This is a genomic window from Pseudomonas sp. BN102 (assembly GCF_029871245.1).
Lineage (GTDB): Bacteria > Pseudomonadota > Gammaproteobacteria > Pseudomonadales > Pseudomonadaceae > Metapseudomonas.
Window position 1 is genome coordinate 294300 of the sequence record NZ_SSON01000080.1, and the last position, 13959, is coordinate 308258.

Sequence of the window (13959 nt, forward strand, 5' to 3'; positions counted from 1 at the left end):
AAACCGAACTCGACCTCGGAGACAGACGATGGGCCTGCTGATCGATGGAAAATGGCATGACAAGTGGTATGACACGGCCAAGGACGGGCGCTTTCAGCGCGAAAGCGCGCGGCGACGCAACTGGATCACCGTCGACGGCGCACCCGGCCCGTCGGGCATAGGCGGCTTTCGCGCCCAAGCCGGCCGCTATCACCTCTATGTGTCCCTGGCCTGCCCCTGGGCGCACCGCACCCTGATCTTCCGCAAGCTGAAAGGCCTGGAATCGCTGATCGACGTATCGGTGGTGAGCTGGCTGATGCTGGAACAGGGCTGGACCTTCGACCCGCAGCATGGCTCCACCGGCGACACGCTGGGCGGGCTGGATTACCTGCACCAGCGCTACACCCTGGACAGCCCCGACTACAGCGGGCGGGTCACAGTGCCGATGCTCTGGGACAAGCAGACCGGCAGCATCGTCAGCAACGAGTCCGCCGAGATCATCCGGATGTTCAATAGCGCCTTTGATCACCTGACCGGCAACCACTTGGATTTCTATCCGGAGCCGTTGCGGGCGGAGATCGATGCGCTCAACGAACGCATCTACCCAGCGATCAACAACGGAGTCTACCGTGCTGGCTTCGCTACCACCCAGGATGCCTACGAGGAAGCCTTCCATACCCTGTTCGACGAACTCGACAGGCTGGATGCCCTGCTGGAGACGCGCCGCTACCTGACCGGCGAACGCATCACCGAAGCGGACTGGCGCCTGTTTACCACCCTGATCCGTTTCGACGCGGTGTATCACGGTCACTTCAAGTGCAACCTGCGACGCCTGGCCGACTATCCGAACCTCTCAGGCTGGCTGCACGAGCTGTACCAATGGCCGGGCGTGGCCGAGACGGTGAACTTCACCCATATCAAGCACCACTATTACGCCAGCCATCGCACCATCAACCCCACGGGTGTGGTGCCGCTGGGCCCTGCACAGGACTTCAGCCGGCCCCACGGCCGTGGGCATCTGAAAGGCCTGCCGGTGGCGCAAAAGGATCAGACGCCGGCCTGAGCACCTTCGAACCAGGCGAGCTTCTCGCGCAGGGTCACCACTTCGCCAACTATCACCAGGGTCGGCGCGTGGACTTCGTGCTCCGCCACCAGTTGCGGCAGGTTGGCCAGGGTGCCGGTGAACACCCGCTGACGGCTAGTGGTGCCTTGCTGGACAAGGGCCGCCGGTGTATCGGCGGCACGGCCATGCTTGATCAGCTGCTCGCAGATCAGCGGCAGACCCACCAGGCCCATATAGAACACCAGGGTCTGGCCCGGGGCCGTCAGGTCACCCCAGGGCAAGTCGCAGCTACCGTCCTTCAGGTGACCGGTGACGAAGCGCACTGACTGGGCGTAGTCGCGATGGGTCAGCGGGATGCCGGCATAGGCGGCACAGCCCGAGGCCGCGGTGATGCCGGGCACCACCTGGAAGGGAATGCCATTGGCCGCCAGTTCCTCGATCTCCTCGCCGCCACGCCCGAAGATGAACGGGTCGCCGCCCTTCAGGCGCAGCACGCGCTTGCCCAGCTTGGCCTGCTCGATCAACAGGCGGTTGATTTCATCCTGGGGCACGGCATGGTCGGCGCGGCGCTTGCCGACGTAGATGCGCTCCGCATCGCGACGGCACAGCTCGATGATCGGCGCCGCTACGAGACGGTCGTATAGCACCACGTCGGCCTGCTGCATCAGGCGCAGCGCGCGGAAGGTCAACAGATCTGGGTCACCCGGGCCAGCACCCACCAGATAGACCTCGCCCAGCGCCTTGGGCGCGCCACCAGCCACCCGCTCGGCCAACAGGCGCTCGGCTTCGGCACCCTGCCCCGCCAACATGCGGTCGGCGACCGGGCCCTGGAAGACCTCTTCCCAGAACACCCGACGCTGCTGCACGTCGGGCAACAAGGTCTTCACCTGGTCGCGGAACTTCTTCGCCAGGCCAGCCAACTGGCCATAGGCAGAGGGAATCCAGGTTTCGATCTTGGCACGGATCAGACGCGCCAGGACCGGCGCATCACCGGCGCTGGAAACGGCCACGATCAACGGCGAGCGGTCGACGATCGCGGGAAAGATCACACTGCAGAGTTTCGGCGCATCCACGACGTTGACGGGAACACCGCGGGACTGTGCCTGGGCCGAAACCTCGGCATTCAGCGCCTGGTCGTCACTGGCGGCAATGGCCAGCACACAGCCATCCAGGTCCGCATTCAGATAGCCACGCTGGCGAGCCTCGCCACCACTCTGCTCGACCATCTCCAGCAGCTGAGCCTCGACCCGCGGCGCCACCACCCGCAATCGAGCCCCGGCATCGGCCAGCAGGCGCGCCTTGCGCAAGGCGACTTCGCCACCACCGACCACGAGCACCTGGCGCCCTTGAAGATTGTGGAACAGCGGGAGGTAATCCATGGAAGCGCCTTCTTGCATTGACGGTTGAGATATTGCTGAAACGGTCACCGCCCGCGTGCAGCCGGGCTGCTACGCGGGCGGTGGGGCTTTCCGTTGCGCCTGCAGTGGGTCGGGCGATCAGCCGATGACTTCGATGCCGCCCATGTAGGGCTTGAGCACCTCGGGCACGCGAATGCTGCCGTCGGCCTGCTGGTAGTTTTCCAGCACGGCCACCAGGGTCCGGCCAACAGCCAGGCCGGAGCCGTTCAGGGTGTGCACCAGCTCGGGCTTGCCGGTTTCCGGGTTGCGGTAGCGCGCCTGCATGCGGCGGGCCTGGAAGTCGCCGCAGTTGGAGCAGGAGGAAATCTCGCGGTACTTGTCCTGGCTCGGCACCCAGACTTCCAGGTCGTAGGTCTTGGTGGCGGAAAAGCCCATGTCGCCGGTGCACAGGGCCAGCACGCGGTATGGCAGCTCCAGCAGCTGCAGCACGCGCTCGGCGTTTCCGGTCATGCTTTCCAGAGCCTCGAAGGACTTCGACGGCTCGACGATCTGCACCATCTCCACCTTGTCGAACTGGTGCTGGCGGATCATGCCGCGAGTGTCGCGGCCGGAGGCGCCGGCTTCACTGCGGAAGCAGGGGGTGTGGGCGACGAACTTCAGCGGCAGCTGCTTGGCCTCGAGGATCTCGCCGGACACGATGTTGGTCAGGGACACCTCGGCGGTCGGGATCAGGTAGAAATCGGCCTCGTTCTCGCGGGAGATCTTGAACAGGTCTTCCTCGAACTTCGGCAGCTGGCCGGTGCCCTGCAGGGCCGGAGCCTGAACCAGATACGGCGTATAGGCCTCTTCGTAGCCGTGGTCGGTGACGTGCAGGTTGATCATGAACTGTGCCAGGGCGCGATGCAGGCGGGCGATGGGGCCGCGCAGCAGGGCGAAACGGGCGCCGGACAGCTTGGCCGCGGTCTCGAAATCCAGCCAGCCATGCTGCTCGCCAAGGGCCACATGGTCCTTGATCTCGAAGTCGAAGCTGCGCGGAGTGCCCCAGCGGCGCACTTCGACGTTGTGATCTTCATCGTCGCCCACCGGAACCGACTCGTGCGGCAGGTTGGGGATGTTCAACAGCAGGTTGTCCAGCTCGACCTGGATGCTTTCCAGTTCGCGCTTGCCCTCCTCCAGCTCTGAACCCATGCGGTCGACGTCGGCCAGCAGGGGGGCGATGTCCTCGCCGCGCTGCTTGGCCTGGCCGATGGCCTTGGAACGGGTGTTGCGCTCGGCCTGCAGCTGTTCGGTGCGGGTCTGCACGGACTTGCGCTGGTTCTCCAGCGCTTCCAGGCGCGCTACGTCCAGTTCAAAGCCACGGGTGGCGAGGCGTTCCGCGATTTCCCGGGTCTGGGTGCGGACCAGTTTGGCATCGAGCATGTCAGGTTCTCGTCTCTCAGATTTTCGTCAGTATCAGGCCGGCCCAGGTGGCGAGCAGGCCGCCCAGCACGCTCAGCACCCCATAGCCCAGGGCTAGTGGCAGCTGGCCATTTTCCAGCAGGCGCAGCGTGTCGAGGGAAAAGGATGAAAAGGTCGTCAGGCCGCCCAGGAAGCCGACCATCAGGCCGGAGCGGATTTCCACCGGCACTTCGGGTCGCAGCAGGAACAGTCCATAGAGGTAGCCGATCAGCAGGCAACCGACAACATTGACCGCAAGGGTACCGGCGTAGAAGTGGCGTGGCCAGTGGGCAGCGATGAGATTGCCGGTGGCGAAGCGCAGCAGGGTACCCGCCACGCCGCCGGCGGAGACCGCCAGTATCAGTCCGATCACGGCTTTCTCCGCTGCCAGGAACTGCTGCGATCCAGGTTCTTCAGGTGCTGCAGCTTGTCGCGGATCTTCATCTCCAGGCCGCGGGGCACCGGCTGGTAGTACTGGCGCGGCTCAAGTTGCTCGGGGAAGTAGTCCTCGCCCGCCGCATAGGCATCCGGCTCGTCGTGGGCGTAGCGGTATTCCTCGCCATAGCCCAGCTGCTTCATCAGCTTGGTCGGCGCATTGCGCAGGTGCAGGGGCACCTCCAGCGATCCGTTCTCGGCGACATCGCGCATGGCGGCCTTGAACGCCATGTAGACGGCGTTGCTCTTCGGCGCGCAGGCCAGGTAGACCACGGCCTGGGCCACCGCCAGCTCCCCCTCCGGGCTGCCGAGGCGCTCCTGCACGTCCCAGGCCGACAGGCACAGGCTGAGTGCGCGCGGATCGGCGTTACCGATGTCCTCGCTGGCCATGCGCACCACTCGGCGAGCAAGGTAGAGGGGATCGCAGCCGCCGTCGATCATGCGCGCGTACCAGTAGAGGGCCGCATCCGGGTCGGAGCCGCGCACCGACTTGTGCAGGGCGGAAATCTGGTCGTAGAAGGCTTCCCCGCCCTTGTCGAAGCGGCGACGGCTGTCTCCCAGCAGGTTCTGCAGCAGTTCGACGCCGATCTCTCCACCGTCCTCGGCAAGGTCGGAAGCGTTTTCCAGGAGGTTGAGCAGACGTCGTCCATCGCCATCCGCGGCAGCCATCAGTATGGCGAAACTCTCGTCCGGCAGGCGCAGCTTGCGCTTGCCCAGGCCCTTGTCTTCGTTCAGGGCACGTCCCACCAACTTGCGCAGGGCGACCTCGTCCAGGCTCTTCAGCACATAGACGCGAGCACGGGAAAGCAACGCGTTGTTGAGCTCGAAGGACGGGTTCTCGGTAGTGGCGCCGATGAAGATCAGCGTGCCGTCTTCCACATAGGGCAGGAAGGCGTCCTGCTGGGACTTGTTGAAGCGGTGCACTTCGTCGACGAAGAGGATGGTGCGCCGGCCATACTGGGCCGCCTGCTGCTTGGCCATCTCCACCGACTGGCGAATCTCCTTGACCCCGGACAACACGGCGGAAATGGTCTCGAAGTGGGCATCGGTGACCTGGGCCAGCAGCTTGGCCAGGGTAGTCTTGCCCACCCCGGGCGGCCCCCAGAAGATCATCGAGTGCAGCGCGCCCTGCTCCAGGGCCTCACGCAGCGGCTTGCCTGGCGCCAGGAGGTGTTCCTGGCCCACGTACTCGTCCAGGCTGGTGGCGCGAAGGCGCGCCGCCAGGGGTTGGGCGATGGGTTCGGAGCGGAACAGGTCCATGGGCGTTACGGCTTATTCCTGGATGACGTCGGCGCCTTCCGGGACCTTGAAGTTGAACTGCGCGGTGTCTATTGCCTGGTTCATCTTGATCCCGAGGAAGAGGATGTTGGTGCGCTGGCCAACGCTGTCGATCAGCTGCATGTCATTGATCACGCCGTTGCGGAACGACAGGCGCAAGGTATCGAACAGAGTGTCCTTGGCCTTGGGCTTGAGGATGAAGTCCACCACGTCGCCGCCTTCCTTGTGGCTGATCTCGAAGTTCTCGCTGATCTTCGAAACATCACCGGAGAGCAACAGCGCCGGGGTATGGGTCAGGCGCTGATCCAGGGTCTGGATGGTCACCTGCTGCAGGTCCGGGTCATAGAGCCAGACTTTCTCGCCATTGGAGACCAGCAACTGCTCCATCGGCGCATCGGTGTGCCAGCGGAACAGGCCCGGGCGCTTCAGCGACAGTTCACCGGAGGTTTCCTGCAATTGCGTGCCGGAACCGTCCAGGGTCAGTTGCGAGAAGCGGCCAGTAATGGTCTGCGCCTTGTTCAGCATTTCAGTCAGGCGGCTGACGGCCACCTTGTCGTCAGCCTGGACCTGCAGGGCGGCCAGGCCCAGGACCGCTACCATCAGCATGCGGATCAGTCGCATGGAAATCCTCGTCAAGAATCCGTTTCGGATCAGTCTCGCACCGGTGCCGGCGCCATCACTTCGCGCGACCCGTTGCCGTTCATGGGGCTTACCACCCCAGCCATTTCCATCGCTTCGATCATCCGCGCGGCGCGGTTATAGCCGATCTTCAGCTTGCGCTGTACAGCGGAAATGGAAGCGCGGCGGCTTTCGGTGACGAAGCGTACGGCTTCGTCATAGAGCGGATCGTCCTCACTGCCTTCGCCGCTGCCATCGCCACCTTCACCGCCACCGGAGAATCCGCCACCGCCCTCTTCCGCGCCGGCCAGGATGTCTTCGATGTAGTCCGGGGCGCCGCGCAGCTTCCAGGCCTCGACCACACGGTGCACTTCATCGTCGGAGACGAAGGCGCCGTGGACGCGGATCGGCAGACCGGTACCCGGCGGCAAGTAGAGCATGTCGCCGTGGCCCAGCAATTGTTCGGCGCCGCCCTGGTCGAGGATGGTGCGCGAGTCGATCTTGCTGGAAACCTGGAAGGCCATACGCGTCGGGATGTTGGCCTTGATCAGGCCGGTGATCACGTCCACCGAGGGGCGCTGGGTGGCCAGGATCAGATGGATACCGGCGGCGCGAGCCTTCTGGGCGATCCGCGCGATCAGTTCTTCGACCTTCTTGCCGACGATCATCATCATGTCGGCGAATTCGTCGACCACCACCACGATCGTCGGCAGGGTCTTCAGCAGCGGCGCCTCGTCTTCCATGCTCTCGCGGCGGTAGAGCGGGTCGGTCAGCGGGGTGCCCGCCTCTTCCGCGTCCTTCACCTTGCGGTTGAACCCCGCCAGATTACGCACGCCCATGGCGGCCATCAGCTTGTAGCGCCGCTCCATCTCCGCAACGCTCCAGCGCAGAGCGTTGGCGGCCTCCTTCATGTCGGTGACCACCGGGCAGAGCAGGTGCGGAATGCCCTCGTAGATGGAGAGTTCCAGCATCTTCGGGTCGATCATGATCATCCGCGCCTGCTCGGGCGTGGACTTGAACAGGATCGACAGGATCATGGCGTTCACACCCACCGACTTACCGGAGCCAGTGGTACCGGCCACCAGCAGGTGGGGCATCTTGGCCAGGTCGGTGATGATCGGCTTGCCGCCGATGTCATGGCCCAGGGCCAGGGTGACGGGCGACTTGGCCTCGTCGTACTCGGACGAAGCCAGCACCTCGGAGAAGCGCACCATCTGGCGGTCCTCGTTGGGAATCTCGATGCCGACCGTGGTCTTGCCGGGGATGACTTCCACCACCCGCACGCTGATCACCGCCAGGGAGCGCGCCAGGTCCTTGGCCAGGTTGGAAATACGGCTGACCTTGACGCCGGCGGCCGGCTGGATTTCGAAGCGGGTGATCACCGGGCCGGGATGGACCGACTCGACTATCACTTCGACGCCGAATTCCTTCAGCTTGATTTCCAGCAGGCGCGACATGGCCTCCAGGGATTCCGGGGAGAAGCTCTTCTGCTTCTTCTCGGCCACGTCGAGGATGGAAATGGGCGGCAGGGTACCTTCGATGGCGGTATCGACGAACAGCGGCGCCTGCTTTTCCTTCTGCACGCGCTTGCTCGGCTCGGCGTCTTTCGGCGGCGGAGGCGGTGCGATGACCGGGGCCGGGCGTTTCTCGCGCTCGGTCATGTGCTTGGTCAGGGATTCCTCGCGCTCGATCAGGCGCTCCTTGACCTTGGCCTGTTCGCGACGATCGGAAACCACGGGCGCGGCGACCTCGTTGACGCGGACATCCACCTCGCGCAGCTTGGCCACCAGTTGCTTGCGCTCCTGGCGCGCGCTCCACCAGCGGTTCACCGCGCTCTGGATCAATTCGAAGAGATCAAGGGTGATTTTGCCGGTCAGGTCCATGACCTTGAACCAGGACAGGTCGGTAAACACCGTCAATCCGAACAGGAACAGTGCAAAGAACAGCAAGGTGCTGCCCTGCACATTGAGTGCGTTGACCGCCAGGTGGCTCAGGCTCTCGCCCAGGGCGCCACCCGCCGAGGCCGGCAGCCCGACGTGATCCTGGAAGTGGATATCGGCCAGCGCGGCGCCGGACAGCACCAGGAACACCAGGCCGATCAGCCTCCAGGAGAACAGCCAGCCGCTCCAGTCGATGGGTTCGTGGCGATGACGGAAGACCTGCAGGGTCTTGATCGCCAGGAGCAGCGGGAAAACGTAGGCGAAATAGCCCAGGGCCATGAACAGGATGTCGGCGAACCAGGCACCGAGCCGGCCGGCCGCGTTCTGCACCTGCTCGACGTTGCTGGTGTGGGTCCAGCCTGGATCGGAGGAGTCGTAGGTGAGCAGTGCCATCCACAAGTAGAGGCAGATTGCCCCCAGCGCGATCAACGCACCTTCCTTGAGGCGATAATGCAATTGCTGGCGCCAGACGGGCGTCTGGGCTCTGGTCGTGGAATTCTTCAAAACGCGTCTTTTCCTGCGCCCCGGGCGCGTTCAAGAGTCGGTCGAGGGCGGATTTCCGCCCGGCGGTATGCCATCAACGGGGTCCGGCCCATTCAGAACGTTGCCCATTGTACGGATTTGCCCGCGCGATGCCACGCAGGGATGGATTGTCGCCGCTGCGTTTTGGCGCTGTCTCGCGCTTCGGTGTAGCATAGCCCGCAACGATTTGCGTGATGCTCAATTGGAGCATGCATTCTCTTTTGTGACAAAGACTTATGGGGCCTTTTTATGAGCGAAGTCAAGCATTCCCGATTGATCGTCCTGGGCTCCGGCCCGGCGGGTTACACCGCGGCAGTCTATGCCGCCCGCGCCAACCTCAAACCCGTGGTCATCACCGGCATCCAGCCGGGCGGCCAACTCACCACCACCACCGAAGTGGACAACTGGCCCGGTGACATCGAAGGCCTGACCGGCCCGGCCTTGATGGAGCGCATGCAGAAGCACGCCGAGCGCTTCGACACCGAGATTGTCTACGACCACATCCACACGGCCGAGTTGCAGAAGCGCCCCTTCATCCTCAAGGGTGACAGCGGCACTTACAGCTGCGACGCGCTGATCATCTCCACCGGCGCCTCCGCCCAGTACCTCGGCCTGCCGTCCGAGGAAGCTTTCGCCGGCAAGGGCGTTTCCGCCTGCGCCACCTGCGACGGTTTCTTCTACCGCAACCAGGTGGTCTGCGTGGTCGGTGGCGGCAACACAGCGGTCGAGGAAGCGCTGTACCTGGCCAACATTGCCAAGGAAGTGCACCTGATCCACCGCCGCGACAAGCTGCGTTCCGAGAAGATCCTTCAGGACAAGCTGTTCGAGAAGGCCGCCAACGGCAACATCCGCCTGCATTGGAACCACACCCTGGATGAAGTCCTGGGCGACAATACCGGCGTGACCGGCGTACGCCTGAAAAACACCGCCGACGGCAGCACCAAGGAGCTGTCCCTGGCCGGCGTCTTCATCGCCATTGGCCACAAGCCGAACACCGACCTGTTCCAGGGCCAGCTGGAAATGCGCGACGGCTACCTGATCGTCCAGGGCGGCCTTGAAGGCAACGCCACCGCCACCAGCACCGCGGGCGTGTTCGCTGCCGGCGACGTGGCCGACCATGTCTACCGCCAGGCCATTACCTCGGCCGGCTCGGGCTGCATGGCCGCGCTGGACGCCGAGAAGTACCTCGACGATAACTGACAGGCACGGCGGGCTCTCCGGCCCGCCCTCCCCTCCCCCATGCTTACCTGGCTGCGGCGCGACTCCCTCGCCTTCCCCCCGCTCGAACGCGCCCTGCGCGAACCCAACGGCCTGCTCGCCGCCGGCGGCGACCTGTCCGCGGAACGTCTGCTCCAGGCGTACCGCCACGGCTGCTTCCCGTGGTACCAGGAAGGCCAGCCGATCCTCTGGTGGTCCCCCGACCCGCGCACCGTCCTGCCACCCCAGGAAATCCATATCTCCCGCAGTCTCGCCAAGCTGCTGCGCCAGGGACGCTTCCGGGTGACCTTCGACCAGGCCTTCCCTGCGGTCATCCAGGGCTGTGCCGGCCCGCGCAACCACACCGACGGCACCTGGATCACGACCGCCATGCAAGCGGCCTATATCGAACTGCATCGCCGCGGCGTCGCCCATTCGGTGGAAGTCTGGACGGATGACGAGCTGGTCGGGGGCCTCTATGGAATTGCCATAGGCCGGATGTTCTTCGGCGAGTCCATGTTCAGCCGCGCCGACAACGCCTCCAAGGTCGGTTTCGCCACCCTCGTGCAACATCTGAACCAATGGGGCTTCGTGCTGATCGACTGCCAGATGCCCACCCAGCACCTGCAAAACTTCGGCGCCCGAACCATCAGCCGGGAGAAGTTTTCCCGCTACCTGCAGCTCTATCTCGACCAGCCGAACAACGCAGACTGGATCGCCTAGGCGAGCCCCCGCAGGCTGACATACACTTGCTGAAGGGTTCTCCCGGGGGTTGATCATGACCGAGCTGGCTCGCCTCAAGTTTTACGCCACTCAACCGCATCCATGCAGCTACCTGCCCGAGGAGCAGGCCACGACCCTGTTCCTCGACCCCAGCCAGCCGATGGATGTGGAAGTCTATGCCGAATTGTCGGAGATGGGCTTCCGTCGCAGTGGCGACCACCTCTACCGCCCGCACTGCCAGCGCTGCAATGCTTGTGTACCGGCACGCATTCCAGCCGACCAGTTCATCCCCAACCGCCAGCAGAAGCGCATCCTCAAGCGCAATGCCGACCTCAACGTGGTCGCCGTGCGCCCCTCCTTCACCGAGGAGTACTACGCGCTCTACGTCCGCTACATCGAACAGCGCCATGCCGATGGCGACATGTATCCACCCAGCCGCGATCAGTTCGCCACCTTCCTGGTGCGCGACCTGCCCTTCTCCCGCTTCTACGAGTTCCGCCTGCACGGCGAACTGAAGGCAGTGGCGGTGACCGACGTCCTGCCCAACGGCCTTTCCGCGGTCTACACCTTCTACGACCCCAGCGAGGAGAAGCGCAGCCTCGGCCGTTACGCCATCCTCTGGCAGATCGGCGAAACCGCCCGTCTGGGGCTGCAGGCCGTCTATCTCGGCTACTGGATCAAGAACTGCAGGAAGATGAATTACAAGACCCAGTACCGCCCGATCGAGCTGTTCGTCAACCAGCGCTGGGTGACGCTCAGCTGAAGCCCCTTGGCGAACAGCGCTGTTTTCGGGCACAATGCACGCCGTTTTTGCCCGCCGCCAATGCGGCAGGGCCCATCTCTGAATACCGAGGGCTTTACTGCATGTCGAAAGAAGACAGCTTCGAAATGGAAGGCACTGTCATCGACACCCTGCCCAACACCATGTTCCGTGTGGAGTTGGAAAATGGGCACGTCGTCACCGCGCACATTTCCGGCAAGATGCGCAAGAATTACATCCGCATCCTCACCGGCGATAAAGTTCGCGTCGAGCTGACGCCGTACGATCTGAGCAAGGGCCGCATCACCTACCGCGCCCGCTGATCGGATAGTCACAAAAAAGCCCGGCATCAAGCCGGGCTTTTTTGTGGAGGGCCTTCAGGCCATCTCTGCAGTGGTTTCGAACTCGAAGCTGAGCTCCCCGTCCTTGACGTCGACGTGCACCAAGCCACCGTGCTCGGCCAGGTCGCCGAAAAGGATCTCTTCGGCCAGCGGCCGCTTGATCTTGTCCTGGATCAGGCGAGCCATGGGACGCGCGCCCATCTGCGCATCGTAGCCGCGCTCGGCGAGCCAGCCACGCGCCTCGTCGTCGACCACCAACTGCACACGCTTGTCTTCCAGCTGCGCCTGCAGTTCGGTGAGGAACTTGTCCACCACGCTCTTGATCACTTCGTGGCTCAGGCGGCCGAACTGGATGATGGTATCCAGGCGATTGCGGAATTCCGGCGTGAAGCTCTTGCGGATGACCTCCATGGCGTCCGAAGAGTGATCTTGCAGGGTGAAGCCGATGGAGGCCCGCGCTGCGGTCTCCGCGCCGGCGTTGGTGGTCATGACCAGGATCACGTTGCGGAAGTCCGCCTTGCGGCCGTTGTTGTCGGTCAGGGTGCCGTGGTCCATGACCTGCAGCAGCAGGTTGAAGACTTCCGGGTGGGCCTTCTCGATCTCGTCCAGCAGCAGCACGCAGTGCGGCTGCTTGGTGATGGCCTCGGTCAGCAAGCCACCCTGGTCGAACCCCACGTAGCCCGGCGGCGCCCCGATCAGACGCGAGACGGTATGCCGCTCCATGTACTCGGACATGTCGAAGCGAACCAGCTCGATACCCAGGGCCTTCGCCAACTGGCGCGCCACTTCGGTCTTGCCGACGCCCGTGGGACCGGCGAAGAGGAAGGAGCCCACCGGCTTGTCCGGCGACTTCAGGCCGGCGCGGGACAGCTTGATGGCCGTGGACAGGGAATCGATGGCCGCATCCTGGCCGAACACCGTCAGCTTCAGATCGCGCTCCAGGTTACGCAGCAGCTCCTTGTCCGAACTGGTGACGTGCCTTGGCGGAATCCGCGCGATCTTGGCGACTATATCCTCGACCTGGGCCACCTCGATACGCTTGGCCCGCTTCTCTTCGGGCTGCAGGCGCTGATAGGCACCCGCTTCGTCGATCACGTCGATGGCCTTGTCAGGCATATGGCGATCGTTGATGTAGCGCGCTGCCAGCTCCGCTGCGGCACGCAAGGCCTCATCGCTGTACTCGATATGGTGGTGCTGCTCGAAGCGCGCCTTGAGCCCCCTGAGGATGCCCACGGTGTCCTCGATCGACGGTTCGGTGACATCGACCTTCTGGAAGCGCCGAGCGAGAGCCCGATCCTTCTCGAAGATGCCGCGGAACTCCTGGAAGGTGGTGGAGCCGATGCAGCGGATCTCACCGGACGACAGCAGGGGCTTGAGCAGGTTGGATGCATCCATCACGCCGCCCGAGGCAGCCCCGGCACCAATGATGGTATGGATCTCGTCGATGAAGAGGATGGCATGAGGGCGCTTGCGCAACTCGTTGAGCAGTGCCTTGAAGCGCTTCTCGAAGTCGCCGCGGTACTTGGTGCCCGCCAGCAGCGCACCGAGGTCCAGGGAATAGACCACGCTGTCAGCCAGCAGGTCAGGCACCTGGTTGTCGACGATTCGCTTGGCCAGGCCTTCGGCGATGGCGGTCTTGCCGACGCCGGCCTCGCCCACCAGCAGCGGGTTGTTCTTGCGGCGACGGGCCAGAATCTGCGCGACGCGCTCGACCTCAGGCTCACGACCGACCAGCGGATCGATACGCCCCAGGCGAGCCAGTTCGTTCAGGTTGCTGGCGTAGGCGTCCAGGGGATGGCCGGAGGCGGCGGCTTCCCCCCCCTCTTCGTCCTGCATCTCCTGGTCGTGATCGTGCTGCTCTCCGTGCCCCGGCACCTTGGAGATGCCATGGGCGATGTAGTTGACCACATCGATGCGGGCCACGCTCTGCTGTTTCAGCAGGAACACGGCCTGGCTTTCCTGCTCGCTGAAGATAGCCACCAGCACATTGGCACCGGTGACTTCACGCTTGCCGGAACTCTGCACGTGGAAAACTGCGCGCTGCAGGACGCGCTGGAAGCCCAGCGTGGGCTGGGTTTCACGATCTTCGTCATGCTGAGGAATCAGCGGAGTAGTGGAATCGATGAACTCCTGCAGATCATGCCGCAGCTTGTCCATATTCGCGCCACATGCACGCAGCACAGTGGCGGCAGCTTCGTTATCCAGCAGGGCGAGCAGCAAGTGCTCGACCGTCATGAACTCGTGGCGCTTGGCACGGGCCTCCTTGAAGGCAAGATTGAGGGTGACTTCGAGCTCGCGGTTCAACATG

Annotated in this window: 12 protein-coding genes; 5 read left to right on the plus strand and 7 right to left on the minus strand. The window is 64.0% G+C overall.

Translation table 11 applies throughout. The features are described from left to right. Positions 1-28: 28 nt before the first annotated feature. The gene (locus tag E8F12_RS29055; RefSeq protein WP_280328666.1) at positions 29-1042 is read left to right on the plus strand and encodes a glutathione S-transferase family protein; all 1014 of its coding nucleotides are present in this window, start codon (positions 29-31) and stop codon (positions 1040-1042) included. Here E8F12_RS29055 and cysG read toward each other — a convergent pair. The 6 genes from cysG to ftsK all read right to left on the minus strand — a co-directional run bounded on the left by cysG (position 1027) and on the right by ftsK (position 8612). After that, complete coding sequence (gene cysG, locus E8F12_RS29060; protein WP_280328667.1) at positions 1027-2421, minus strand: siroheme synthase CysG; 1395 nt, start codon at positions 2419-2421, stop codon at positions 1027-1029. The genes E8F12_RS29055 and cysG overlap by 16 nt on opposite strands. A 117-nt stretch (positions 2422-2538) precedes the next feature. After that, positions 2539-3819: a serine--tRNA ligase gene (gene serS / locus E8F12_RS29065; RefSeq protein ID WP_280328668.1), complete on the minus strand. Its 1281-nt coding sequence runs from the start codon at positions 3817-3819 to the stop codon at positions 2539-2541. Between the two features lie 16 nt (positions 3820-3835). Next, a complete protein-coding gene (crcB, locus tag E8F12_RS29070; protein ID WP_280328669.1) occupies positions 3836-4210 on the minus strand; it encodes a fluoride efflux transporter CrcB in 375 nt (124 codons plus the stop codon). After that, positions 4207-5532 (minus strand): replication-associated recombination protein A, encoded by a 1326-nt coding sequence (locus tag E8F12_RS29075; protein WP_280328670.1) that lies wholly within the window; start codon positions 5530-5532, stop codon positions 4207-4209. The genes crcB and E8F12_RS29075 overlap by 4 nt, the downstream gene beginning before the upstream one ends. A 12-nt stretch (positions 5533-5544) precedes the next feature. Continuing rightward, on the minus strand, positions 5545-6171 hold the full coding sequence (gene lolA / locus E8F12_RS29080; RefSeq protein ID WP_280328671.1) for an outer membrane lipoprotein chaperone LolA: 627 nt from the start codon (positions 6169-6171) through the stop codon (positions 5545-5547). Between the two features lie 29 nt (positions 6172-6200). Then, positions 6201-8612 carry a DNA translocase FtsK gene (ftsK, locus tag E8F12_RS29085; protein WP_280328672.1) on the minus strand — a complete coding sequence of 804 codons (2412 nt, stop codon included), beginning with the start codon at positions 8610-8612 and terminating at the stop codon, positions 6201-6203. A gap of 267 nt (positions 8613-8879) precedes the next feature. Between ftsK and trxB the strand changes: the two genes are divergently transcribed. The 4 genes from trxB (at position 8880) to infA (ending at position 11633) form a co-directional block, all read left to right on the plus strand. Beyond that, positions 8880-9830 (plus strand): thioredoxin-disulfide reductase, encoded by a 951-nt coding sequence (gene trxB / locus E8F12_RS29090; RefSeq protein ID WP_280328673.1) that lies wholly within the window; start codon positions 8880-8882, stop codon positions 9828-9830. 39 nt (positions 9831-9869) lie between these two features. Continuing rightward, a complete protein-coding gene (aat, locus tag E8F12_RS29095) occupies positions 9870-10550 on the plus strand; it encodes a leucyl/phenylalanyl-tRNA--protein transferase (RefSeq protein ID WP_280328674.1) in 681 nt (226 codons plus the stop codon). A 55-nt stretch (positions 10551-10605) separates the two neighbouring features. After that, positions 10606-11313 carry an arginyltransferase gene (locus E8F12_RS29100; RefSeq protein WP_280290722.1) on the plus strand — a complete coding sequence of 236 codons (708 nt, stop codon included), beginning with the start codon at positions 10606-10608 and terminating at the stop codon, positions 11311-11313. 101 nt (positions 11314-11414) lie between these two features. Then, on the plus strand, positions 11415-11633 hold the full coding sequence (gene infA / locus E8F12_RS29105; RefSeq protein WP_016492441.1) for a translation initiation factor IF-1: 219 nt from the start codon (positions 11415-11417) through the stop codon (positions 11631-11633). A gap of 54 nt (positions 11634-11687) precedes the next feature. Here infA and clpA read toward each other — a convergent pair whose 3' ends face one another. Continuing rightward, positions 11688-13958 carry an ATP-dependent Clp protease ATP-binding subunit ClpA gene (gene clpA / locus E8F12_RS29110; RefSeq protein ID WP_280328675.1) on the minus strand — a complete coding sequence of 757 codons (2271 nt, stop codon included), beginning with the start codon at positions 13956-13958 and terminating at the stop codon, positions 11688-11690. Position 13959 lies beyond the last annotated feature (1 nt).

What these genes read in the sequence shown, in the direction of transcription:
- trxB (WP_280328673.1), top strand. Translation starts at nt 8,880, where the DNA reads ATGAGCGAAGTCAAGCATTCCCGATTGATCGTCCTGGGCTCCGGCCCG.
- E8F12_RS29100 (WP_280290722.1), top strand. Translation starts at nt 10,606, where the DNA reads ATGACCGAGCTGGCTCGCCTCAAGTTTTACGCCACTCAACCGCATCCA.
- infA (WP_016492441.1), top strand. Translation starts at nt 11,415, where the DNA reads ATGTCGAAAGAAGACAGCTTCGAAATGGAAGGCACTGTCATCGACACC.
- cysG (WP_280328667.1), bottom strand. Translation starts at nt 2,421, where the DNA reads ATGGATTACCTCCCGCTGTTCCACAATCTTCAAGGGCGCCAGGTGCTC.
- E8F12_RS29055 (WP_280328666.1), top strand. Translation starts at nt 29, where the DNA reads ATGGGCCTGCTGATCGATGGAAAATGGCATGACAAGTGGTATGACACG.
- E8F12_RS29075 (WP_280328670.1), bottom strand. Translation starts at nt 5,532, where the DNA reads ATGGACCTGTTCCGCTCCGAACCCATCGCCCAACCCCTGGCGGCGCGC.
- lolA (WP_280328671.1), bottom strand. Translation starts at nt 6,171, where the DNA reads ATGCGACTGATCCGCATGCTGATGGTAGCGGTCCTGGGCCTGGCCGCC.
- aat (WP_280328674.1), top strand. Translation starts at nt 9,870, where the DNA reads ATGCTTACCTGGCTGCGGCGCGACTCCCTCGCCTTCCCCCCGCTCGAA.
- clpA (WP_280328675.1), bottom strand. Translation starts at nt 13,958, where the DNA reads ATGTTGAACCGCGAGCTCGAAGTCACCCTCAATCTTGCCTTCAAGGAG.
- serS (WP_280328668.1), bottom strand. Translation starts at nt 3,819, where the DNA reads ATGCTCGATGCCAAACTGGTCCGCACCCAGACCCGGGAAATCGCGGAA.